Consider the following 23,117-nt stretch of genomic DNA (forward strand, 5'->3'; position numbering starts at 1 on the left):
GGTTCCTCCCTAGTGATATTTCAGGCCTATTCCTGATCCCTCAGGCCTGTAGTTCCGTGGTAATCAGCTTTTCCAGCGTAGCAAGCGCTACGGCTGCATCGCGCTGCAAAACGGCGGCAAGCAGCGTTTGGTGCTGCTGCGCACGATCTTGAAAATCCAGCCGCCCTTCGCGCAGTAATGCGAGCCTGAACCGGCGGGACTGGTCGTAGAATTTTTGCTGTGTGTCCAGTAGGCGGGGCGAGCCAGAGGCCTCACACAGGCTGTAAGAAAAGGCGCGGCAGGCATTATCCCAGTCCAGGGCCGCCAGGTCGCTGAGGTCGCTTTGCACGACAGATTCGCAGTGGCGCATTGCATGATGCGCTGCTAGAACCCGTCCCTCCCAGGCGACATCCCCCAGCGCCAGCGCTTTCTCCAGTGCGACCTTTTCAACCTGAATACGCATGAACAGTATGTCCTGCAAATCCGCCTCAGTCGCAGAGGTGACGCGAAAACCGCGCTGGGCGGTGGCAGCCACCAGACCCTCGGCGCTGAGCAATCTTAGGGTTTCACGCATCGAGTGATTGGAGCCGCCATAGCGCTGTCTTAGGGCGTTCAGCTTTAGTTTTTCATCGGGTCTAAGCAGGCCAAAAGAGATATCGCGGCGCAGTACCGAAGCCAGCATAGCCACCACGGTTTCATCTTCTTCTTGTTTTGAACCAAATATCATTTGAACCCGATTTCTAAAAATATTGGATATTTCTGCCGCAGGGAAGAACGGCTGTCAATTGCCAGTTCACTGAGCTCCACCCAGGGCTGTATTGCTCTCATCTCTGCAATTTTCCAGGTCATTCTCTGGCCAGACGTCCCAGTCACATTGACCCTTTGCTGTGGCTCTGCCACTCATGTCGGATAAGAGCCTTGACCGACCACCTGGAGCCTTGATGACCCCCTTCCGCTTTCTTCACAGCTCGGATCTGCATCTTGGCAAAAGGTTTGGCCAGATGCCAGAAGAGGTGCGCGCCGATCTGCAGCAGGCGCGCCAGCAGGTGGTATCTACCTTGGCTGGGCTGGCGCAGGAACATGAGGCCAAACATGTCCTGATCGCTGGTGATATGTTCGACACCGAAACGCCCTCAACGCGGGTGCTGCGCCAGGCGCTGGCTGCGATGGGTGCGGTGACCGGACTGCAGTGGTGGATCATTCCCGGCAATCACGACAGTGCAGCCGCTGAAACGCTTTGGGCAGAGATGGGGGATCATGCGTCTGAAAATACGCATCTTTTGATGCAGCCTGAGCCAGTAGAGATGGCTCCGGGGGTGCATCTGTTGCCTGCGCCCTGTCGCCATCGCTTTGCGGGGGAGGATCTGACCCGCTGGATGGATGGTTACGAAACCCCCGCTGGAGATCTGCGCATCGGCCTGGCCCATGGCGGGGTGCTGGATTTTGGCTCTGACGCGTCAGGTGGTGAAGTGATTTCACCTAATCGTGCCAGTTCAGCGCGGTTGGATTATCTGGCGCTGGGGGACTGGCATGGTGCCTTTACCCTGAATGAGCGCAGCCGTTATAGCGGAACGCCAGAGGCAGATCGGTTCAAACATGCGGGGCGCGGTCAATGCCTGTTGGTTGAACTGACCGTAGCAGGGCAACCGCCCAAAGTGACCCCGATCGAGAGCGGAGCCTACCATTGGCAAGACAGGCCGTTGCAGCTCTCCCCAACGAGCGATGTTGCCACGCAGCTTCAGGAGGTGTTGCCAGCAAAGCGAGCAGACTGGAACCGGCATCTGCTGCGGCTCCGGGTCGAGGGTTGGGTCACCGCGCCGCAGCGGCTGGCGCTGGAGGAGGCCATAGCAAAGGTCGCGCCGGAGTTCTGTCATTTTGCTTTGGAAAAGACCGAGCTCCGCAGCGAATACCAGCTCACGGATCTCGATCTCATCGCCACCAATGGCGCCTTGCGGGCAGCCGCCGAAGATCTGATGCGCGCAGCAGAGGATGAGCGTCAGGCGCAAAGTGAGCGTGACATTGCCTCGGCCGCGTTGAACCGGCTATTTGCTTATACGCAGCAAGCTGGGGCGGAGGTCGAGACATGAAGATTTGCGCTATTCGTCTGGAGAACGTCCGCCGCTTTACTGATCCGGTTGAAATTACAGGTATTGGCAGCGGATTGAATGTATTGGCGGCCCCGAATGAGCAGGGTAAGTCGACGATCTTTGACGCATTGCATGCGGTGTTCTTCAAGGATGCCAAATCCTGGGATAAAGACATTCGCGCCCTGGCTCCCCGCGCCGGGGGGGAGCCACGGGTTGAGGTCGAGATTGAGCGCGATGGGCGTCCCTATCGGCTGGCCAAGCAGTTTCACAAGGGGTCGGGAAGGGGCGATGTGCGGATCTGGCAAGGAGATCAGCTCTATTTGCAATCTGATGCGGCTGAGGCATGGCTTCAAGCTCTGATCAAATCCCCCAAGGAGGGCGGTCCTGCTGGTTTGCTCTGGGTGCGCCAGGGGCTGACCAATTTTTCAGATGCCAAAGAAACCCTGACGGCGCGGCAGGATTTGATGTCCTCTGTGACAGGAGAGGTAGACACGATTACTGGCGGTCAGCGCATGGATGCGATCCGGCGCGATGTGCGCCAATCTCTGGACCAGTTGGTGACGTCCCGGGGGACCAGAAAAGGCGGCGCACTAGAACAGGCCATGACACAGGTGGCGAGTTTTGCTGCCCGTGAGGAGGACCTCGCAGCGCAGGTGCAAGAGCTGCGCGGGCAGTTGGATCAGCGTCAGGTTCTGCGCCGGCAGCTGGCGGATTTGCAAGACCCAGAAACGCTACGCGCCTTGGAGCAGCGTTTGCTACAGTCACAAAAGGACCTGCAGGCAGCAGAACAATACCAGGAGAAATTAACCGCCGCGGAACAGGCTTTGCGCAATGCCGCATTGGTTCAGGACAATCACGATAGTGTCTTGGCTGCTTTTTTGGCGCGTCGCAAGGATCATGCCGAGGCCGAGCAGGCGCGCCGTGCCTCGTTTGAGCAATTGGAGCAGATATCCCAGGTTCTTGAACCTGCACTTGCGGAAGCTGAACAGGCCGAGCGGCTGTGGGAGGTGGCGAAGGCCGAAACGCAAAAAGCCGAGGCCCGATTGGCGCAGCAGCAACGAGTTGAACGTTTGGCGCAGGCCGCAGACCAGCGGCGAGCCTTGCAGCAGAGATTGGACCAGGCACGCGCAGGCATGCAGCAGGTGGCCTTGCTCAAGGCGCAGGCGGATTGCGGCCCAGATCGGGCGGTGATGGACAAGATTGAGAGTGCGCGCGAAGCCCTGGCTCTGGCCACCCAGGCGCAGCAACTGGGCGCTTTTGCCCTGACTGTCACCTATGAGGCGGGTCAAGAAGGGGGCTTGATGCTGGACGGTGTGCCCCTGGCTGGCGAAACGCGTATTGCGCTTCCCGACGGGGGCTGTCTGGAGGCCCCCGGTTTGGGGCGTATTGACCTGCACCCTGGGGCAGGCGGCGACAGGCGGCAACTGGATCGCGCCCAGAGCGCCTTGACTGCCGTCTTGGAAGGGGCGGGGTTTGAGAGCGTCGCGCGCGCGCGCGAAGCCTATCAGGCAGGCCAAGAGGCCCGGATTCGCCTGCAAGAGGCTGAGGGGCAATTGCAGCTTCTGGCCCCAGAGGGGATTATGGCACTGATGAAGCGCATTGACGCCCTTCCCAGCGATTCCCTGCCGTCGGATGTCGCGCTGGGGCAGGCGACGGAACCGTCAAACCCCTGTGATAGAGAGAGCCTGGATCAGCTGGAAACCCGGCTTGTAGCACACCGTACTGACCTAGAGCGCAGCTCCGCAGCACGGGATCAGGCGCGCCAGATCGAGGCGCGACATCGGTTGGCACTGGAGGGCGCCCGGGTCACCCATCAACAAGCTCTTCAGCGTTTGGAGCGGGCAGAGGTCGCGCTGGCAGGGCAGGGAGACAGCCCGGACCGACTGGCACAATTGCAGCAAAGGAAGGCTGAGCTGCGCCAGGATCTGGCGATACAGAAGGCACAGTACCAGGCCCTGCAACAGGATGCGCCGGATTTGGCCACTGCGCGGGCGCGTGCTGTTCGGGTCAAATCGGAGCAGACGGCAACCGCTGATGCCACCCAAACCCATCTGCGTGATTTGGCCGTATTAGACAGTCGCATTGCCACCACGGCAGGCTTGGCTGTTGAAGAGGAACTCGCTGAAGTGCGCGATCAGCTCCTTACGGCGCAAGAGCGGCTGGCAGCGGTGGAGTTTGAGGTCTCGGTGTTGCGTCGGCTTGATTTGGCTCTGGAGCAGGCCCGCAGCGCCGCGCAGGAGGCCTATGTTGGTCCAGTGCTGCAAGAGCTGCAACCACTGTTGCGGATGCTTTGGCCTGAGGCGCGTCTCGGGCTGGACGCGGGGCAGGTCTTACCAGACCAGTTGATGCGGGCTGGGCTGGAGGAGAGCTTTGACAGCCTGTCCGGGGGGACTCAGGAGCAAATCGCTCTCTTGGTGCGTCTCGCCTTTGCGCGGCTTTTGGCACGGGCTGGGCAGCCAGCGCCGATCATTCTGGACGATGCCATTGTCTATACGGATGATGCCCGTATCGAGAAAATTTTTGATGCGCTGACGCGTCAGGCAGATGAGATGCAGATTTTGGTCTTTACTTGCAGGCAAAAAAGTTTTCGCGCCCTTGGCGGTACTCAATTGAGCATTCGCGCAGTAGCGGATACCGGATAGGCTGGCGCCGGTAGCAGTCGCAAACGAGGCGGTGGCAAGGCTACTCCCGGATCTCGTCGGGCATCACCCCCCAGAGTTTGGATTTTGGTGCCCAGCCACTAAAGCCACCAACCGAAACTTCGCACCAGGTCAATGCGCAGTCGCCCAACCGGGCCACAACCCCGTATTCCAGGGCCGCCGTCACCGGTGCCTGTTCATCAGCGCGCGCGTGTAGGGTGAGCATGTCCTCTTGAACCAGAACGGTTCTCGCCCCGGAAAGCAGTGCGTAGTGTACCCAGCCGCCCGCCCCGTCCTGATCGCGCACTCGGCGCCAATGGCCAAATTCTGCAGTGACCTCCAGCGGCATGCCGCGGCGCTTGAAAACCCAGTCGATGCGGTGGGTCAGCGAGGGACCACGGCGTACGTTGGCTTCGGCGGCTTTCATCGAGACATAGCGGGGCAGGGGGAAATTGGTCACTGGCCCGCGTTCTGAAGCGGCGACCATTGAAGCCAGGGAGGTGCAACCCAATGCTACACAGAGCGCCACCGCGCGACCGCGCTGTTGCGAGAATTTTCTAATCACTGCCTGCTCACTTCTGCTCGTGGTTAAGCCTGCCAAATTTTAACTCCGAAATCCTGGCCGGTTTTCTGCCCCAAAGGGCCAGAAAGCCACGTCACTTGTTCCGGTTGCTGCGGATCGGTTCTTGTGCCCGGTTCCGTCCTGCGCCACCATGCCATCAAGCGAGAAGCGAAGAAAAGCCAGGGGAGAGCAAAAGTGGCAAGAGAACGTCTGAGTGTTGTCGTAACGCGACGGTTGCCAGAGCCGGTAGAGACCCGGCTGAGCGAGCTGTTTGATGTGCAGCTGCGCAGCGACGATACACCGATGAGCCGTCAGGAATTGGCCGCAGCGATGAAAGAGGCGGATGTGTTGGTGCCGACAGTCACTGACACAATTGATGCCGCCCTTTTGGGGCAGGCCGGAGAAAAGCTAAAGCTGATTGCCAACTACGGGGCTGGGGTTGATCATATTGACGTGGCCACAGCCCGCCAGCGTGGCATCCTGGTTTCCAATACGCCAGGCGTGTTGACCGATGATACCGCCGATATGGCGATGGCATTGATCATGGCTGTGGTGCGCCGTATCCCCGAAGGGCTGGCTGTGATGCAAAGGGGCGACTGGCAGGGCTGGGCGCCTACTGCGATGCTGGGGGGGCGTCTGGCTGGGCGACGCCTCGGCATTTTGGGGATGGGCCAGATTGGCCAGGCCGTGGCGCGACGGGCCCGCGCCTTTGGGATGCAGATCCACTACAACAATCGACGCCGGTTACGCCCCGAAATTGAGGCTGATCTGGAGGCCACCTATTGGGAGAGCCTTGATCAGATGGTGGCCCGGATGGATGTGATCTCAGTCAATTGCCCTTCAACACCTTCGACGTTCCATTTGCTGAATGCAAGACGGTTGAAATTGATGAAACCCTCGGCGGTGGTGGTGAATACCTCGCGTGGGGAAGTGATCGACGAACACGCTTTGACTCGCATGCTGCGCAACGGTGAAATTGCCGGTGCTGGCCTGGATGTCTACGAGAAGGGGACCGATATAAATCCACGTTTGCGGGAGTTGCCGAATGTGGTACTGCTACCCCATATGGGTTCTGCAACCCTGGAGGGTCGGATCGAGATGGGCGAAAAAGTCCTGTTGAATATCAAAACCTTCGAGGATGGTCATCGGCCGCCAGACCAGGTTGTGCCAGCCATGTTGTAAGGATCCGCCTGCATCTATAAGTTGTATGAGGGTCTTCCATGAGAACTGTTTTACTGACCTGCTTGGCTCTGACGAGCGTCGCAGTTTTGCCCGTTACCGTGGCCGCGCAGGAGGCGGCTGATGCCGTTGCGCCCGAAGGGGTCAGCCGCGGAGAAATCACTTCCAGTTCTGCTGCTGTTGCCGCTTCCCTTGCTGCAAAGGGAGCAGGGGTGCCGGTGGAGGCGCAGAACTGGATGATTGCCGCTGCCAACCCATATGCGGTCGAAGCGGGTGCAGCGATCCTGCACCAGGGGGGCACAGCGGCGGATGCCATGGTTGCGGTGCAGACCGTTCTGGGGTTGGTTGAGCCGCAGTCTTCGGGACTAGGGGGCGGTGCGTTCTTAGTTTGGTATGACGCTCAGACCGGGGCGATCACCACGCTGGATGCCCGAGAAACCGCTCCTATGGATGCAACTCCGCGTCTGTTCCAGGATGAGGCGGGCGAGCCGCTGAAGTTTTTTGATGCAGTGGTCGGGGGGCGCTCTGTTGGCACACCAGGCACACCTGCCCTGCTGGAGGCGGCGCATCGCAAATGGGGGCGTTCAAATTGGGGCGCGCTGTTTGAGGCAGGGATTACCCTTGCGGAAGACGGTTTTGAGGTCTCACCCCGCATGGCCGGATCGATCGCGCGGGATGCGGATCGGCTAGGGCGGTTCTCGGCCACGGCTGAGTATTTCCTGCCTGGCGGCACTGCTTTGCAAGCGGGTGACACTCTGAGGAATAGGGCCTACGCCGATGTATTGCGGGTCCTTGCTTCCGAGGGGGCGGAGGGCTTTTATACTGGTCCAATCGCGGCAGATATTGTGCGTACAGTGCAAGAGGCAGCGGGCAATCCCGGTGTGCTCTCGGCCCTTGATCTGGCGCTGTACAAGGTAAAAGAACGGCCTGCGAGTTGTGCCAGCTATCGTGAGTTTGAGGTCTGCGGCATGGGGCCTCCCTCGTCGGGAGCGCTGACGGTTGGTCAGATCCTGGGCATGCTGGGCGGCTATGATCTGGCCGCTTTGGGCGCCGAGAACCCTCAGGCCTGGCGGCTGATCGGTGATGCCTCGCGGCTCGCTTTTGCGGATCGAGGGCGCTACATGGCCGATAGTGACTTTGTGCCGGTCCCAGCCAAGGGCCTGGTAGATCCAGATTACTTGGCCAGCCGGGCAGAGCTGTTGTCTGGCGAGACAGCACTGGCTGAGGTCAGCCCTGGTAACCCGGAGTTTGACCACGCCGGATTGGTGCCGCTTTGGGCTGATGATACCTCGATCGAGTTCCCGTCGACCTCTCATCTGACAATCGTGGACCAATACGGCAATGTGCTGTCGATGACTACGACCATTGAAAATGGCTTTGGTTCGCGCCTGATGAGCAATGGGTTTCTGCTTAATAACGAGCTGACCGATTTCTCGTTCCGCAGCCATCGCGATGGGGTTGCCATCGCCAATCGGCTGGAACCGGGGAAGCGGCCACGCTCTTCCATGGCGCCGACGATCGTGATGAAGGATGGAGCCCCGGTTCTGGCGATTGGTTCCCCCGGTGGCAGTCGCATTATCGGCTATGTGGCAACGGCGATTATTGCTTGGGCCGATTGGGGCATGAATGTACAACAGGCGCTTGAGTTGCCCCATGCGGTGAACCGTTTTGGCACCTATGATCTTGAGGCAGATACCGCTGCCACGGCAATGGAGCCGGCGTTGAGCGAGCTGGGGTATAAGGTAAATATCCGGGATTTGAACTCAGGGCTTCACGCCATTGAGATTGGGGAGAGCTTGAAAGGGGGCGCTGACCCACGTCGCGAAGGTATTGCGCTGGGCGAGTGATGGGCTCGGACGCGTTCTGCGAAAGCCGCAAGGCGGTAAATGCGCAGGGGCGAAGGCCTAGCTTGCCTCCGCCCCGGTTTTGAGCAATAAGTCGGTCATCGTGTTGCCATGTCAACACGATGACCGAGCATAGCTTCGGGCGTTGTCTAGGGAAAAAAGAGGAACGAGACATGGTGCAAGCGACAGCATTGCCACGTAATGAGGCTGGTATCGAGGCCGCTATTGGGGTGCTAAAGCAGCAGTTTGGAGAACGGTTGCAGACCGGCCAGTCGATCCGAGAGCAGCATGGTCATACCACCACTTGGATACTGAACCAGGCCCCTGACGCCGTGGTCTTCCCGACCACTACGGCCGAAGTTTCCAGCATTGTCAAAACCTGTGCCGAATATGGCGTGCCGGTCATTCCCTTTGGCACTGGTACCTCGCTTGAGGGCCACGTCAATGCGCCGGCGGGCGGGATCTGCGTTGACATGATGCGGATGGATCAGATCCTGCAAGTGAATGCCGAGGATCTGGATGTTGTGGTGCAGCCTGGCGTCACCCGCGAACAGTTGAACACTTTCCTGCGCGATCAAGGCCTGTTCTTTCCGATTGATCCCGGTGCCAATGCCTCGCTTGGGGGGATGGCTGCAACGCGGGCATCTGGTACCAATGCAGTGCGCTATGGCACCATGAAGGACAATGTGCTGGCTCTGGAAGTGGTCATGGCAGATGGCGAGGTGATCCGCACCGCGCAGCGGGCCAAGAAATCTTCAGCGGGCTATGATCTGACGAGACTTATGGTGGGCTCTGAGGGCACATTGGGCTTGATGACCGAAATCACTCTGCGACTGCAGGGAATCCCAGAGGCGATCCGCTCGGCTCGCTGTTCGTTCCGCACCGTGGATGATGCCTGCCGCGCCGTGATGATGACCATTCAATATGGTATCCCGATTGCCCGAATGGAGCTGCTCGATGAGATGAGCGTCGCAGCGGCCAATAGCTATTCCAAGCTATCCTTGCCGGAAACGCCGCTGCTTTTGCTTGAGTTCCACGGCTCGGATGCGGGTGTATTGGAGCAAAGCGAGACCTTTGCCGCCATCGCGGATGAGTTCGGTGGCTTCGACATCGAGGCCACTTCCTCGGCCGAAGAGCGCAATGCCCTATGGCAGGCGCGTCATGACATGTATTGGGCCTGCATGCAGATCCGTCCCGGCGCAAAGGGGATTTCCACTGATGTCTGCGTGCCAATTTCGAAACTGGCCGAATGCGTTGGGGCAACGCAGCAAAAAGCCGAAGATCTAGGGTTGGTTGCGCCGATTGTGGGCCACGTCGGCGATGGCAATTTTCACGCTTTGGTGTTGGTGGATATGGAAAGCGCTGAGGAGCGTCAAAAGGCAGATGACTTCATCAGTTGGCTAAATGACATGGCGATCTCATTAGATGGCACCTGCACAGGTGAACATGGGATCGGCCAGGGCAAACGTCCTTATCTGCAAAAAGAACTGGGCGCTGCCACCCGCTATATGGCGGCAATAAAGGCAGCGCTTGATCCCGACGATATTCTCAATCCGGGAAAAATCCTCTCTGATAAAGGCTGAGTCCGATACCTGCCTGCGCGCTTTCAAGCGCCAGGCAGGGCCGCCTTAATTTGCCCCAACTCTCGTTATATCTTTGCCACCAGATGTGGCGCTGGTGATAGGAGTGGGGAGATGAGTTTGCGAAAAACCCTGGGGATACTGATCTTTAGTACCCAGGCGGTGGTGGCTTTCGACTATAATATGCAAAGCCGCAAATCCGGGCTGGGGCCGGGTGAGTTGAGCATGTCAGACTATGCGGCTATTGTGCAAAGCCGCTATGACACCAAACCGGATAGGCGTGTCGCGGCGGAGCAGCAAGAAACGGGGATCTGGCAAAAGGTTACTGGCCTAGGCGCCAGACTTTCCGGTGGGCAAGAGGATCTGGCGCAGGCAGAAGTTCCCACTCAAGAGGAGGTCTCTTCGGGTATCTGCATTCGCCGCGGAACTGCACTGAACTGTCAGTAATCGGGTGATAAACCTTACAGGGGCAGGAGTCGCGGGATCAGCCGCAACAAAGGTCTGATCGCGCCAAAAGGTCGGTTTTGACTGTATTTGCGTCGGATGGATTTAGACCGGTTTCCTAGGCTTTGGGCATAACCTATGCAGAAACCGAGTCATTTGTTCCGGAGAACGGCCTCATGAAAACCCAAGTCAAAGCATTGGTTGTCGGCGGTGGCGCCGTTGGAACCTCAATCGCCTATCATCTGGCCAAAGCGGGTTGGGACGATGTCATGCTGATCGAGCGCGATGAGCTGACCTCCGGCTCAACCTGGCATGCTGCTGGCCTTTTGCCACTGTTTAACATGTCCTATGCGACCACTCACATTCACAAATACTCGGTCGATTTTTACAAGCAGCTGGAAGAAGAAACTGGCCTGAATGCCGGTTTTGCCGTGGTTGGGAACCTGCGCATGGCGCAAACCGAAGAGCGCATGGACGAGTATAAGCTCTATGCCTCCACAGCCGAAACCTGCGATGTTGATTACGAGTGGCTCACGCCAGACCAGATCAAGGAGCGCTGGCCGCTGATCGAGACCTCCGATCTGAAGGGCGCAATTTACCATACAGAAGATGGCTACATTAACCCCGCCGATGTGACACAGGCCATGGCCAAGGGGGCCCGCCAGCGTGGCGTCGAGATCGTGCGCAAGATGCAGGCGGATGCCTTCCATTGGACAGGCACCCACTGGGAAGTCACCTGCACCAAGATGATCGAGAAGGGCGGCAACCTCATTCCGTCTGACGAGCAAGTTGTAATCACTGCCGAGCACGTCGTGACCGCTTCGGGTAACCACGCGCAGCGCACCGCCAAGATGCTGGGCATCAAGATGCCTGCGATCCCGGTCGAGCATACCTTCATTGTCATGGACAAAGATCCTGAGCTGGTCAAATGGCGCGAAGCTGGCAACCCTGAGCACCCCGTTGTGCGCGACGCTGACAACGAGTCTTATGCGCGCGAAGAGCGCGGCGGCTGGATCCTGGGGATCTATGAGCGCGGTGCGCCCGCACAGTTCGAGCACGGCGTGCCCGACAGTTTCCGCGCGGACCTGTTCCCACTGGATCTGGACCGGATCGCGGAACAGTATATGGCGATGGCGGAACGGGTGCCCTCCTGTGCTGACTCTGGCCTCAAGGACGACTTCAACGGCCCAATCTGCTACACCCCCGATGGTAACCCACTGGTCGGTCCGGCACCGGGCCTGCGCAACATGTGGCTGGCTGAGGGTTTCTCGTTTGGTATCACCGCAGCTGGCGGTACCGGCTATTACCTGGCGCAGATGATGGTAGATGGTGAAGCCGAGATCGACATGGCGAGCCTCGACCCCAAGCGGTATTCCTCCAACTGGATGACCACAGAATTTGCGGCCCGCAAAAACGAGGAGTGCTACGAGCACGTCTACATCCTGCACCACCCCGACGAGGAACGTCCTGCCGCGCGTCCATTGCGTACATCCCCTGCTTTTGACCGCCAAAAAGAGCGCGGTGCGCAATTTGGCTGGGTTAACGGCTGGGAACGCCCTAACTACTTTGGCCCCCTGGATGCGCCAGAAAACTTTGACCATGACGCGCGCTCCTTCCGCCGTGGCGGCTGGTGGCAATATGCCGTGGACGAGGCCAAGGCGATCCGGAATGGCGTCGGTCTGGTGGATGCCACCGCCTTTACCAAACATGTGGTCAAGGGCCCCGGTGCCACCCAGTTCCTGGATTGGTTCACCTGCAACAAACTGCCCAAGGTTGGCCGGATCAACCTGACCTATGCGCTGACCTCGGCGGGCACCACCCGCACCGAATACACCATCGTGCGCAATGGTGAGAACAACTACTACCTGGTCTCGGCCGGGGCCTGGACCGAGTATGACGCCGACTTCCTGCGCAAGGCCGCTGAAGATAAGATGGAGGAATTCGGCTATATCGAGATCCAGGATGTCACCACCCAGTGGGGCGTCTTCGCCATCGCCGGGCCGAAATCCCGCGATGTGCTGAAAGAGGTGATCAACGACGCCGATCCCGAAACCGCGCTCAGCAACAAGCGTTTCCCCTGGCTGTCGGCACGCCAGATTGAACTGGGCATGTGCCCCGTCAATGCGATCCGTGTGGCCTATACGGGTGAGCTGGGCTGGGAGCTGCACCACCCGATTGAGATGCAGAACTACCTGTTTGATCTGCTGGAAAAAGCCGGTGAAAAGCACGGCATGAAACTGGTTGGCGCCCGCGCGCAAAACTGGCTGCGGATGGAGAAAAGCTATCGCGCCTTTGGCACCGAACTGGGCCGCGATGCGACCCCCGCCGAGGCCGATCTGCCACGCTTTATCGACCTCGAAAAAGACTTCCACGGCAAAGAGGCCATGATTGAAAAGGGCGTGCGGGTAAAATGCTGCACGCTGCTGATCGACGGTCCGAGCGATGCCGACCCCTGGGGTCGCGAGGCGCTCTATACCGAAGATGGCACACGCGTCGGGCGTTTGACCTCGGGTGGCTATTCGGTGGCCTTTGAGAAGAGCATCGGCATGGGCTACCTGCCGCCAGAGCTGACAGAAGAGGGCACCAAGCTGAAGGTGAAACTGCAGGATAAGCTGTGGGATGCCAAGGTCACCTGCGACAGCCCCTACGATCCGACCAATGCGACCATTCGCCAAAACGGCTAGATTTTTGGTCATATAATAAGAACGAAGCCTCGGCCCGAATGGTGCCGGGGCTTTTTCGTTTTGGGCGACGTCGACAAATTTGCCGATGTGGGGCCGCGCGTGAAATGCGATTTCTTGCGTTTGGCCGCTCCTGTGGCTGTGCACATTGTTCTTTGGGAGCCGTTGATGGCCTGTAAGGCCGACGCGGAGCGCAACTATTCGCAGGTCATACCCCAAACGGGGTATGACACCCGATTTTGATCCCAGTTAAGTGTACGGGATTTCTGCCGGGGGGAGCGCACGTGCATTTATGATATTCAGTTTGGCATTTTTGTGCGGCTGCTCGTGCAGGGGGGGTCCCCGTTCTGGCAATGCACTTTGCGATCTATTCAGCTTTCAGCGCGTCGGCTCATTGCATTCGCACAGCCCACTTAGGCGCATTCATTTTTCGGACCTTTTTTGCCCCGCTAGCGGGGACGACATGCAATATCTCAAAGGGGCATTTCAATGACCAGCTACCTCGTCACATCAGACACTTCGGTTAAACGGACCATCTCAGCAGGCGGCGACTATTACTACCTCAAAGAGGAGGTGCTACATTTTGGGAGTGAAACGACTGGTCTTGTCCAAGTCAGTGGTGCGGATGCGCGTCGTAATATCAACGTCGATGGCACCCTGGTGAATACTGATGGGGCGGCAATCTTTGGCGGCACGACCACACATGTCTTTGTCACGGTTTCCGACACTGGTCGCGTCCAGAGCTTGGACATGGCGGGAAGGGAGAACGGTATTGAACTGGGTGGGAATTACGCGGTTATCACCAACAACGGTGAAATCACCGGGTATAATGGGGTTGAGTTAGGTGGTGAGGACGCAATTATCACCAACACCGGTCTTATCACCGGCGTGGGTACCACGACTTCCTCGACGGTGGGTGTCTTGGTTACTGGAGAAGATGCAGAACTGACCAATTCTGGAACCATTTCGGGGTCTACGGCAGTCTCCCTGGGAGGGGACTTTTCAATTGTTAATTCTGGGAGTCTCCTGGGAGATAGATATGGCGTTAGAAACACAGGAACTTCCAGTTTTTCCGATGGCGATCTGATCAACACCGGTCTTATCTCTACCGCGGACGGCGTCGCTTACCTGGGGAATAGCTACAGGGATACCATTTGGAACAGTGGGGAAATGGTGGGGGCGATCAGCCTGAATGACGGTACGGACGAGGTGACCAACACTGGGGAAATCATAGGGAATATCAGCTTTGGCAGTGAGAATTGCACGCAAGATAGCCTTCAAAACCTAGGCGGCACTATTATTGGCAACATATCCTTTGGGACGCGCAGTGTTTCTGTAGATGTCGTGAATTCCGGCACGATCAAGGGGAATATCTATTTTGGATCGGAGACCAGTGCCTTCGATTCCGTCGAGAATAGCGGTCAAATTTTTGGCAATGTCCGTTTTTCCACTGGTCGTGATACCTATACCGCCAGTGGAACTGGCTATGTTTCCGGCACTGTTTATGGCGGCGGTGGCAGCGACGAAATGTATGGCGCCGACCAGAATGACACTTTCTCCGGCGACGAGGGAAATGACCAACTCTTTGGTCGCGGCGGGAACGATACCCTGTCTGGTGGCGACGGGGTTGACACTCTCGATGGGGGCGCTGGCGACGACAGCCTAAGCGGTGGCAACCACAATGACCTTCTTAATGGCGGCGCCGGGGATGACAGCCTGTCAGGCGAGGACGGTATTGATAGGCTGATAGCGGGCTCTGGCGATGACAGCCTGTCTGGCGGAGTAGGGGATGACGTCCTCAACGGAGGGGCCGGTGACGACATCTTGCTCGGCGGGGATGGCGATGACATTCATGTGGGTGGCGCTGGCGATGACAATCTGGACGGAGGGGCCGGCAGCGAATGGCTAGGCGGCGGGACCGGCAATGACAGCCTGTCTGGTGGCGACGACAATGACACCCTCTCTGCGGGTTCTGGCGACGATCTGGCGAACGGTGATGCTGGCAACGATATTGTGAGCGGCGGCTCTGGCAATGATACACTGTCTGGTGGTCTTGGAAATGACTTGCTGTATGGCGGTCAGGACGATGACACCATGAATGGCGACGACGGCAATGACGTGATGCGAGGGCAGGCCGGCGACGACGACATGGACGGTGGTGCTGGTGCAGATTCAATGTTTGGCGGCACAGGACAGGATAACATGTTCGGCAGCAGTGGAAATGATGAACTGCATGGGTATTCTGGCGATGATCAGCTGCTTGGCGGTGCTGGCAGAGATATGCTGTTTGGCGGTTCTGGGGACGACATCCTTGTAGGTGGTTATGGTCGGGATACCATGAGTGGCGGCAGCGGAGAGGATGTCTTTGTGTTCCTGTCGGCGGGGGAAAGCACCTTTTCTCAGACGGATCTGATCGAGGATTTTGAAACGGGCGTGGATCGGATCGACCTTTCCAACATGGCCGATTTTGATTTTATCTCTACAGATAGTTTTTCAGGCACCGGTGCCGAGGTAGGCTACCTGACCACGGCATCCGGGGTCAGGATCGTGGTGGACATCAACGGCGATGGTGTCGCTGATATGCGGGTGAATTTGAACGATGTCAGCATTCTGACGGAGGCCGATTTCCTGCTCTAGGCCGATCCGGCTAGCCCTTCGATAGAACAGCCTGCTCCCAGGGATCGTGTTTGGGGCGGGCTGTTCCTGAATCGGGGTGTATTGTCGACGGCTGTTAGCTGCCTGTTAGCCACCTGTGAGTTCATCAAAACAGGTGAGCGCCTTGGCGGCATACATCATAGCGGGGCCTCCCCCCATCTGGATTGACATCGCCAGCACATCAGAGACTTCTTCGCGGGTGGCGCCGGCCTTGACCAGGGTTTCCACATGCAACCCGATGCAATCGTCACAGCGCACCGCAACTGCAATCCCCAGAGCGACAAACTCTTTGTGCTTGAACTCTAACACGCCGCCTTGTTTTACGGATTTTCCCAGCGCGCCAAAGGCCTGCGCCGTGTCGGGAATAGCCTTGTTGAGAGTGCGTAACCCCTGACGGGTGTCATCCAGTTTGGTTTGCCAGTCCATTTCATACCCTTCGATAAATATTCCATTTACCGAAGATGTAGGCGTCTCCTGTTTTCCAATCCTTGATCTAGGTCATGGGAAACAGGCATGGAGACATCAAGAAGCCAGCGGGTCTAGGGCGCATCTTTGCTAAAGACAAACGCAAGATTATTGGCCGGCATTTCGATGACTTGAACCGGGGTGAGCCCTTTGGTCTCAGCCCAGTCCAAAATGTCGAAATCATCCTTGTAGCCGATCTTTGGGTCATGCGCTTGCAGGGAGGCATGAAACCTCTCGTCGCCGGGGCTGGTCAGCTCTCCTCCGCGCGAGAAGGGGCCGTAAAGAACCAAACGGCCACCGGGAGCCAGCGCATGTGCCGCCTCGCGGATCAGGCACTGCGCCTCAGCTGTGCTGATCAGGTGGAGCAGGTTTGACAACACAATGAGGTCTTTGGGATCCTGCGCTGCCCCCCAGCCCGCGGAAGTGGCATCCAGAGTTTCGGCCGGACGCACATTGTTGAGCTCCGCTTCTGCCACGTAGGCGTCAATGCTCTGCAGTCGGCTCAGATCCGCTTCAGTGGGCTGCCAGCTGAACTGGGGCAGGCGGGCCGCATAGCCGGTCACATGTTGCCCTGTGCCACTGGCCAGTTCCAGCGCAGCGCCACCGGAGGCGGGGGCAACTTGTTCTAGCAGATCGCACAACACTTCCTGATTGCGCTCAGCCGATGGGGCGAAGAGTTTGCCGCCATCAGAATTGGCAATTGAGGCAGTGCCTGGAACGGATCGAACAGGCATCAACGCAGCCTTTCTGGGGAGAGGGAGGCGCGCGTCGCCGCATCCAGTTCTGAGACGCGTCCACCGACCAGATCTGCCAGCAGCTGCGCTGCCGCTGGCGCGGTTTGAAACCCATAGCCGCCCTGCGCCGCACACCAGATAAAATCAGACTCATCTGGGTCTGGGCCCAGGACCAAGCTGCCATCGGGAGAGAAGCTGCGCAGCCCCGCCCAGTTGCTCTCAACTCGGGTCACAGGGGTGGTGACCATCTCTTCATAGCGCGCCAGCCCTTCCGCCAGAACCATGTCGTCGGCATAGGCGTCATGGGGGGCAACAAGATCGGCATCTGCGGGGGAAACCAGCAGTTTGCCTGCATCGGGCTTTGCGTACCAGCTCTCGCCGACGCCCATCAGCATCGGCCATTGGGTTACGTCGTTTCCACCGGGGGCGGGTAAACGCGCCATAGAACGGCGGCGCGGCGCAATGCCAATCGGTTCAACACCCGCCATGGCAGCAATTTCATCGACCCAGGCACCAGCTGCATTGACGAGCTGTTTGGTGACATAGGCCTCGCCACCTGCCTCAACCTGCCAGGCACCTGCTTCGCGACGGATCGCGGTTACCTTTGCACGGGTGACGACACTCCCCCCGGCCGCGCGGGCCACCTTGGCAAAATCCTGGATCATTCGGTCCGTATCGAGATCCTGCGCCGCCTCATGCAACCCGGCATGGGTGACGGTGTTGGCGTTCAGGATTGGCACGCGCTGTAGCGCTTCGGCAAAGCTGATCTCGTCAAGGTGCAACTCCTTGATGTCATCGCGAAACTGCTGTTCCTGTCCGGGGCCTGCGACCAGCATAAACCCGCGTGGCGTCAGGTAGCCGCCATGAGCAGTGCTGTGATAGTCGGCGCTGGCCCTGTTCAATGCGACGACCGGAGCAGGGCCGTAGTTTTCCTCAAACATGGCTGCAGAGCGTCCTGAGGCGTGATAGCCAAGCGCCTCTTCCATCTCCAGAAGCACCACCTGTCCCAGCTCTGACAGGCGGGCAGCAGCGCTGGCGCCGGCGATACCGCCGCCAATGATCAGAAAGTCACACTTCATGCGCCCAACTCCTGTTCTTCTAGCCTGTCTGTCGCCGGCGCCGGGCGCGGGCTGAGCGCGGAAATCTGTTCATAAAGCCCAGCATCCATTTTGAAGTCCAGGGCGGCCAATGAGGGCGCAATTTGTTCAGCGGTGCGCCCTGAAATGATCGGCATCGGGGTCGCGGGATGGGCTGCTGCCCAGGCCACGGCCAATGTTGCCGGGGAGAGACCCAGTTCCGCTGCCAAGGCGCTGAGCCCCTTGGCGGTGTCATGCATCCATTCTTGCCCATAGCGGCTGTTGTAGCGGGCGTCTTCGCTGAGCCGGCCCTCTCCTCCTGTGGCATATTTTCCGGTGAGCAGACCGCCGCCAAGGGGGGAGTATGGGGCAATGGCGATATTTTGATCGGCGCACATCGGCAGGATCTCGACCTCGGCCTGACGTTTTACCAACGAGTACATCGGCTGCAGGATATCCGTCGCAAACCCGAGATCAGCTCCCAGCATCTGGGCCTTCATCACCTGCCAGGCGGCAAAGTTTGACAGGCCTATGTAACGGATATCCCCGGCCTCTTTGCGGGAGCCAAACCACGTGAGGGTTTCACGCAGATCGGTTTGGTCATCAAAGCGATGCAGATAAAGAATATCGATGAAGTCCAGCCCAAGCCGCTTGCGGCTGGTGTCGAACTGCGCCTGCATGTTCTCAGCCCCGGCGCCGCCCGTATAGCCAACCTTGCTGGCAATGATTAGCTTGTCCCGCTCACCTTTGATGAGGTTACCCAGGATCTCTTCGCTGCGGCCATCTGTGTAGACCCAGGCGGTGTCAAAATGGGTGATGCCCGCCGCCCGGCAGGCGGCATAGATTTCGGCGGATTGTGCCGCATCCGCACGGCCACCAAACTGCATGGTGCCAAAGGCAAAACGGCTGGCAGGGGTTCCATCGGGGGAGGTCAGTATTTGTGTCATGCGGGCAACCTGCCACGCCATTGTCAGAGGGGAAAGAGCGAAGATGCTCTTGTGGGGAGAGGAGGCAAAGAAGAACGGAAAGGAGGTCGTTCTAGCAAGAACAGGGGCTGCTTTGATTCCTAAATACCCTTTATTCTATTTACAAAGTTGAGATGTATGATCGGATCAAATAGATACAAAGACTGGCTGGAGTGACGACTTTCAATAGCCACCACTGGCGCGAACTCAGAGCACCAGTGGCAAAGAAATACCAGTTAACTGTTGTGTATGATAAGATGGTAATATTCGAAAATAAAAGGATATTCGGACCCCCGACAGAAAATCCAAGTATGGCGCATAACGCGATTACCCCAAGTTCCCTGTCGTTTCTCACCGGTATTTCCTCAGACGATCAATTTTATAACTCAGGCGAAATTTCCATGTAAGTCTGTCAAAATCAAGCTCTCAGAGCTGTTTCGTGTTGTCCACTCAGCTGGCATTCAATGATCGAAACTCTCAGGTTTTGCACGCATTGCCAAAGCCTAAGCTTTGGCAGCGCCCGAACCGCCGCCACGGGGCGGGCGCGGTGGTTTTCTGAAGCAGCACAAGGGCGGCGTCTTTCGCTATACATCTATTCGCCTTTGGAGGCCTCTTCTAGTTTGCCGCGGCTCGGTTGTTCGCAAAGCCGTAGGAAGGCCAGAGAGGCATCGGAGCATAGATTTTTCAATGACATCAAATGAAGAAGGCCCACCTTTTGGGGCGGGCCTTCTCACTTAGACGTACTGCAGGGGCTTACTGAGGGATGTCGCCTTCGATGCCTTCGACATAGAAGGTCATGCCAGCCAGGGTGCCGTCATCGGCGACTTCACCCTCTGCCAGCCAGGCAGACCCGTCCTGTTTGTTGATGGGGCCAGTGAAGGCGTGGTAGGAGCCATCCGCCAGCGCGGCTTTCATCGCCAGGGCGGCTTCTTTCACGTCAGCTGGAACCGCGTCGGAGATTTCACCGATGCCAACCATGCCGGCGCCAATGCCGTCCCAGGTGTTACCGCTGGTCCAGGTGCCGTCCATAACGGCCTTGGTACGGGCGATGTAGTAAGGCGCCCAGTCATCGATGATCGAGGACACCCGTGGCAGTGGGCCATACTCGGCCATATCAGAGGCCTGACCAAAAGTGATCACATTGCCCGCCGCCTGTGCCGCCGCCTGTGGCGCGGTGGAGTCGGTGTGCTGCAGGATCACGTCGGCGCCCTGTTCGATCAGAACCTTTGCAGCGTCGGCTTCCTTGGCGGGGTCAAACCAGGTGAAGGCCCAGACGATTTTGAACTCGACGTCGGGGTTTACTTTCTTGGCGTGAATATAGGCCGAGTTGATGCCGCGGATCACTTCGGGGATCGGGTAGGAACCGATGTAGCCGATGATGTTGCTCTTGGTCATGTTGCCGGCAATTGTGCCCTGAACCGCCCGGCCCTCGTAGAAACGTGCGGAATAGGTGGCAACGTTCTCGGCTTGCTTATAGCCCGTGGCGTGCTCGAAACGCACGTCTGGGAATTTGGCCGCCACGTTGATGGTAGGGTCCATGTAGCCAAAGGAGGTGGTGAAGATCAGGTCAGCACCCTGCAGTGCCATCTGGGTGATCACGCGCTCGGCATCTGGGCCTTCGGCGACGTTCTCAACATAGACAGTTTCGACCTTATCGCCGAACTCGGCAACAACGGCTTTGCGGCCTTGGTCGTGCTCATAGGTCCAGCCGCCGTCGCCTACGGGGCCAACGTAAACAAAGCCGACCTTGGTCGGGTCGTCTGCCAAAGCGGCTGTAGCAAGACCAAGGGCCACTGCGGCGCTGGTCATGAGGTTTGTTAGTTTCATCAAAGGGATCCCCCGTGTTGGTTTTAGTTGTGCCCATGGGTTTCCCCATGGGCAAGTTGTAGGCCGCGCGCTGAAACTCAGCGCGCGGCGTGAAAGTTGCGACCCAGAGCAGCAGGTGCGCTGCTCTTGTCGGCCGACAGGATGACGAGCACCAGAATGGTGATCAGATAGGGCGACATTGCCAGATACTCCACCGGGATGGCAACGCCAGCAGCCTGAAGATTAAGCTGAACAACGGTTACGCCGCCAAAAAGATAGGCACCCAGCAACACGCGCCAGGGTTTCCAGCTGGCAAAAACCACCAGCGCCAGGGCAATCCAGCCAATTCCCGCGGTCATGCCTTCGGTCCATTGTGGCACGCGGATCAGGCTGATGTAGGCGCCGCCAAGCCCGGCACAGGCGCCGCCAAAGAGAATCGCCATAATGCGAATGCGCACCACTTTGTATCCCAGCGCATGGGCCGCATCATGGTTTTCGCCGACAGCGCGCAACACCAGACCGATCCGGGTGAATTTGATCACCGCCCAGACCACTGCTATTACGGCAATGGCCACGTAGAGCATCGGATCATGGCCAAAAAGGATCGGGCCCACCACCGGCAGATCGCTGAGCACCGGAATATCCAGCTTTTGCATCTGTGGCGGTTTGACCCCCACGTAAGATTGCCCCATCAGCGCCGACAGCCCCAGTCCAAACAGCGTCAGCGACAGACCCGAAGCCACCTGATTGGCCTGGGCATATTGCGTCAGGATTGCAAACAGAACCGAGAGCGCCGCGCCAGCCCCCGCAGCGGCCACAAAGCCCAACATCGGTGAGCCAGTTTCAACGGCGGTGGCAAAGCCTGCCACGGCGCCAATGATCATCATCCCCTCAACACCAAGGTTAAGAACCCCGGATTTCTCCACCACCAATTCGCCAATGGCGGCAAACAACAATGGCGTCGCCGCGACCATCAGTGAGGCAATGAGCAGGACAGGGTTAATTGCAGAAAGATCCATCAGAAGACCTCCAGAAGTTTCATGCCGGTGAAAGAACCAGTGATGGTGCCAACCCAGAAACCAGCTGTAGAAGCTGCGTTGGAAATGCGGTGACCGGAGCCGCTAAAGAGCAGCACAAACAAGAAACCACCGAAAGGTGCTCCTGCAACGACCAAAACTAGGACGACACCATGCATCCCTTCCAACGCCAGGCTAAAAAACTTGGGCAAAAAGGATAAAGGCGTAAATGCGAGTAGTGTCATTGCCAAAAAGTAGATGAGCGTCGCTTTCGCAAAGCTGCGTGCAACTGGCTTCATTACGCGACCTCCGGTTTGCCAAGAGAGATGCGGAAATTGGTCAGAAGGTCAAAGGCCAACAGGAAGAACAACAACATGCCCTGGAACACCTGAATGGCCGCTGAGGGCAGTTGCAGGTTCGACTGGGCGATATCGCCGCCAATATAGGTCAGCGCCATCAAACCGCCTGCCAGCAGGATGCCCACGGGATGCAACCGTCCCAGAAAAGCAACGATAATGGCGGTAAAGCCATAGCCGACGTTGAAATCAATCGAGACCTGTCCCGAAGGACCCGCGACCTCGAACAATCCGGCCAGCCCTGCCAGCATGCCAGAGGTGCCAAGGCAGAACAGCACAAGGCGGGCAGGGTTCACCCCGGCAAACTTGGCCGCCCGGGGGGCTTCACCGGTCAGGCGGATATGGTAACCGGTCATATGGCGGTTGAGCAGTACATAGGCAAAAATCACCGCAATAAGGGCAGCAACTACGCCCCAATGCATGCCGGCACTCTCATTGATCCAGCTTGTGGCACTGTCATAGCTGTTGAAATTCCGCGAACCCGGAAAGCCGTGGCCTTCGGGATTGCGCAGTAGCCCCAGTGACATAGAGGCCAGGAACTGTTCGGCCACATAGACTAGCATCAAGGACACCAGGATTTCATTGGTACCAAAGCGGGTCTTCAGATAGGCCGGGATCATCGCCCAGAGCCAGCCACCAAAGGCACCGCCGATCACCATGAGCGGAAAGACATACCAGGCCTCCAGCGGATAAAAGGCCAGGCCAATCCCGGCGCCAACCAGGGCACCGATGATGTACTGCCCCTCGGCGCCAATGTTCCAGATGCCTGCCTTAAAACCTAGGGATAGCCCAATGGCGATCAGCACCAGGGGCGCGCCTTTGACCAGCAACTGTGGCCGGTAATAAAAGGCGAACTCACCAAACAGGGGCTCCCAGAAAATGGTGCGTATGGCCTCGACCGGGTCCTTGCCCAGAAGTGCAAAGAGCATGCCACCGGCCACCATTGTGGCCAGTACCGCCACCAGGGGCGTGGCCAGCGACCAGGCGCGGGACGGCTGCGGTCGTTTCTCTAGCCGGATCATTGCGCGGCCCCCTGTATCATCTTTCCC

The 23,117-nt window shown here is 58.3% G+C and carries 18 protein-coding genes; 8 read left to right on the plus strand and 10 right to left on the minus strand.

From position 1 onward, the window contains the following. Positions 1-40 precede the first annotated feature (40 nt). Entirely contained in the window at positions 41-706 is a 666-nt protein-coding gene (locus MED193_RS18550; RefSeq protein ID WP_009811306.1) for an FCD domain-containing protein, read from the minus strand. Between the two features lie 214 nt (positions 707-920). On the opposite strand from MED193_RS18550, the gene MED193_RS18555 reads away from it, so the two are divergent. Together MED193_RS18555 and MED193_RS18560 are read left to right on the plus strand one after the other, a co-directional pair. Continuing rightward, positions 921-2,066, plus strand: coding sequence for a DNA repair exonuclease (locus MED193_RS18555; protein ID WP_009811307.1), 1,146 nt, complete (start codon positions 921-923; stop codon positions 2,064-2,066). Further along, complete coding sequence (locus tag MED193_RS18560; RefSeq protein WP_009811308.1) at positions 2,063-4,708, plus strand: AAA family ATPase; 2,646 nt, start codon at positions 2,063-2,065, stop codon at positions 4,706-4,708. Before MED193_RS18555 ends, MED193_RS18560 begins: the two co-directional genes overlap by 4 nt. A 40-nt stretch (positions 4,709-4,748) precedes the next feature. Here MED193_RS18560 and MED193_RS18565 read toward each other — a convergent pair whose 3' ends face one another. Continuing rightward, positions 4,749-5,192 (minus strand): SH3 domain-containing protein, encoded by a 444-nt coding sequence (locus tag MED193_RS18565; RefSeq protein ID WP_083790501.1) that lies wholly within the window; start codon positions 5,190-5,192, stop codon positions 4,749-4,751. 270 nt (positions 5,193-5,462) lie between these two features. Between MED193_RS18565 and MED193_RS18570 the strand changes: the two genes are divergently transcribed. The 6 genes from MED193_RS18570 to MED193_RS22380 all read left to right on the plus strand — a co-directional run bounded on the left by MED193_RS18570 (position 5,463) and on the right by MED193_RS22380 (position 15,632). Then, a complete protein-coding gene (locus MED193_RS18570) occupies positions 5,463-6,449 on the plus strand; it encodes a D-glycerate dehydrogenase (RefSeq protein WP_039966390.1) in 987 nt (328 codons plus the stop codon). A 38-nt stretch (positions 6,450-6,487) separates the two neighbouring features. Next, a complete protein-coding gene (ggt, locus tag MED193_RS18575) occupies positions 6,488-8,293 on the plus strand; it encodes a gamma-glutamyltransferase (protein WP_009811311.1) in 1,806 nt (601 codons plus the stop codon). Positions 8,294-8,463: 170 nt separating this feature from the next. Next, complete coding sequence (locus tag MED193_RS18580) at positions 8,464-9,873, plus strand: FAD-binding oxidoreductase (protein ID WP_009811312.1); 1,410 nt, start codon at positions 8,464-8,466, stop codon at positions 9,871-9,873. Between the two features lie 111 nt (positions 9,874-9,984). Beyond that, positions 9,985-10,317: a hypothetical protein gene (locus tag MED193_RS18585; RefSeq protein ID WP_009811313.1), complete on the plus strand. Its 333-nt coding sequence runs from the start codon at positions 9,985-9,987 to the stop codon at positions 10,315-10,317. 173 nt (positions 10,318-10,490) lie between these two features. Next, positions 10,491-12,998, plus strand: coding sequence for an FAD-dependent oxidoreductase (locus MED193_RS18590; RefSeq protein WP_009811314.1), 2,508 nt, complete (start codon positions 10,491-10,493; stop codon positions 12,996-12,998). Between the two features lie 486 nt (positions 12,999-13,484). After that, positions 13,485-15,632, plus strand: a complete 2,148-nt coding sequence (locus MED193_RS22380; protein ID WP_009811316.1) for a calcium-binding protein — start codon at positions 13,485-13,487, stop codon at positions 15,630-15,632. A gap of 105 nt (positions 15,633-15,737) precedes the next feature. Here MED193_RS22380 and MED193_RS18605 read toward each other — a convergent pair whose 3' ends face one another. The 8 genes from MED193_RS18605 to MED193_RS18640 form a co-directional block, all read right to left on the minus strand. Further along, entirely contained in the window at positions 15,738-16,076 is a 339-nt protein-coding gene (locus MED193_RS18605; protein WP_009811317.1) for a carboxymuconolactone decarboxylase family protein, read from the minus strand. Between the two features lie 113 nt (positions 16,077-16,189). Further along, entirely contained in the window at positions 16,190-16,849 is a 660-nt protein-coding gene (locus MED193_RS18610; protein WP_009811318.1) for a DUF938 domain-containing protein, read from the minus strand. Continuing rightward, positions 16,849-17,928, minus strand: a complete 1,080-nt coding sequence (locus tag MED193_RS18615) for an FAD-binding oxidoreductase (protein ID WP_009811319.1) — start codon at positions 17,926-17,928, stop codon at positions 16,849-16,851. Before MED193_RS18615 ends, MED193_RS18610 begins: the two co-directional genes overlap by 1 nt. Beyond that, a complete protein-coding gene (locus tag MED193_RS18620; protein WP_039967049.1) occupies positions 17,925-18,872 on the minus strand; it encodes an aldo/keto reductase in 948 nt (315 codons plus the stop codon). Before MED193_RS18620 ends, MED193_RS18615 begins: the two co-directional genes overlap by 4 nt. 771 nt (positions 18,873-19,643) lie before the next feature. Further along, positions 19,644-20,717, minus strand: a complete 1,074-nt coding sequence (locus MED193_RS18625) for a BMP family ABC transporter substrate-binding protein (protein ID WP_039966393.1) — start codon at positions 20,715-20,717, stop codon at positions 19,644-19,646. Positions 20,718-20,794: 77 nt separating this feature from the next. Then, positions 20,795-21,715: an ABC transporter permease gene (locus MED193_RS18630; protein WP_009811322.1), complete on the minus strand. Its 921-nt coding sequence runs from the start codon at positions 21,713-21,715 to the stop codon at positions 20,795-20,797. Continuing rightward, positions 21,715-22,011 carry a hypothetical protein gene (locus MED193_RS18635; RefSeq protein WP_009811323.1) on the minus strand — a complete coding sequence of 99 codons (297 nt, stop codon included), beginning with the start codon at positions 22,009-22,011 and terminating at the stop codon, positions 21,715-21,717. Before MED193_RS18635 ends, MED193_RS18630 begins: the two co-directional genes overlap by 1 nt. Then, positions 22,011-23,090: an ABC transporter permease gene (locus MED193_RS18640; protein ID WP_009811324.1), complete on the minus strand. Its 1,080-nt coding sequence runs from the start codon at positions 23,088-23,090 to the stop codon at positions 22,011-22,013. Before MED193_RS18640 ends, MED193_RS18635 begins: the two co-directional genes overlap by 1 nt. Positions 23,091-23,117 lie beyond the last annotated feature (27 nt).

It is taken from the genome of Roseobacter sp. MED193, from assembly GCF_000152965.1.
Lineage (GTDB): Bacteria > Pseudomonadota > Alphaproteobacteria > Rhodobacterales > Rhodobacteraceae > Pseudophaeobacter.

Excerpts from the sequence above, each read along its gene's own strand:
- MED193_RS18550 (WP_009811306.1), bottom strand. The coding sequence starts at position 706 with ATGATATTTGGTTCAAAACAAGAAGAAGATGAAACCGTGGTGGCTATG.
- MED193_RS18555 (WP_009811307.1), top strand. The coding sequence starts at position 921 with ATGACCCCCTTCCGCTTTCTTCACAGCTCGGATCTGCATCTTGGCAAA.
- MED193_RS18560 (WP_009811308.1), top strand. The coding sequence starts at position 2,063 with ATGAAGATTTGCGCTATTCGTCTGGAGAACGTCCGCCGCTTTACTGAT.
- MED193_RS18565 (WP_083790501.1), bottom strand. The coding sequence starts at position 5,192 with ATGGTCGCCGCTTCAGAACGCGGGCCAGTGACCAATTTCCCCCTGCCC.
- ggt (WP_009811311.1), top strand. The coding sequence starts at position 6,488 with ATGAGAACTGTTTTACTGACCTGCTTGGCTCTGACGAGCGTCGCAGTT.
- MED193_RS18580 (WP_009811312.1), top strand. The coding sequence starts at position 8,464 with ATGGTGCAAGCGACAGCATTGCCACGTAATGAGGCTGGTATCGAGGCC.
- MED193_RS18585 (WP_009811313.1), top strand. The coding sequence starts at position 9,985 with ATGAGTTTGCGAAAAACCCTGGGGATACTGATCTTTAGTACCCAGGCG.
- MED193_RS18590 (WP_009811314.1), top strand. The coding sequence starts at position 10,491 with ATGAAAACCCAAGTCAAAGCATTGGTTGTCGGCGGTGGCGCCGTTGGA.
- MED193_RS22380 (WP_009811316.1), top strand. The coding sequence starts at position 13,485 with ATGACCAGCTACCTCGTCACATCAGACACTTCGGTTAAACGGACCATC.
- MED193_RS18605 (WP_009811317.1), bottom strand. The coding sequence starts at position 16,076 with ATGGACTGGCAAACCAAACTGGATGACACCCGTCAGGGGTTACGCACT.
- MED193_RS18610 (WP_009811318.1), bottom strand. The coding sequence starts at position 16,849 with ATGCCTGTTCGATCCGTTCCAGGCACTGCCTCAATTGCCAATTCTGAT.
- MED193_RS18615 (WP_009811319.1), bottom strand. The coding sequence starts at position 17,928 with ATGAAGTGTGACTTTCTGATCATTGGCGGCGGTATCGCCGGCGCCAGC.
- MED193_RS18620 (WP_039967049.1), bottom strand. The coding sequence starts at position 18,872 with ATGACACAAATACTGACCTCCCCCGATGGAACCCCTGCCAGCCGTTTT.
- MED193_RS18625 (WP_039966393.1), bottom strand. The coding sequence starts at position 20,717 with ATGAAACTAACAAACCTCATGACCAGCGCCGCAGTGGCCCTTGGTCTT.
- MED193_RS18630 (WP_009811322.1), bottom strand. The coding sequence starts at position 21,715 with ATGGATCTTTCTGCAATTAACCCTGTCCTGCTCATTGCCTCACTGATG.
- MED193_RS18635 (WP_009811323.1), bottom strand. The coding sequence starts at position 22,011 with ATGAAGCCAGTTGCACGCAGCTTTGCGAAAGCGACGCTCATCTACTTT.
- MED193_RS18640 (WP_009811324.1), bottom strand. The coding sequence starts at position 23,090 with ATGATCCGGCTAGAGAAACGACCGCAGCCGTCCCGCGCCTGGTCGCTG.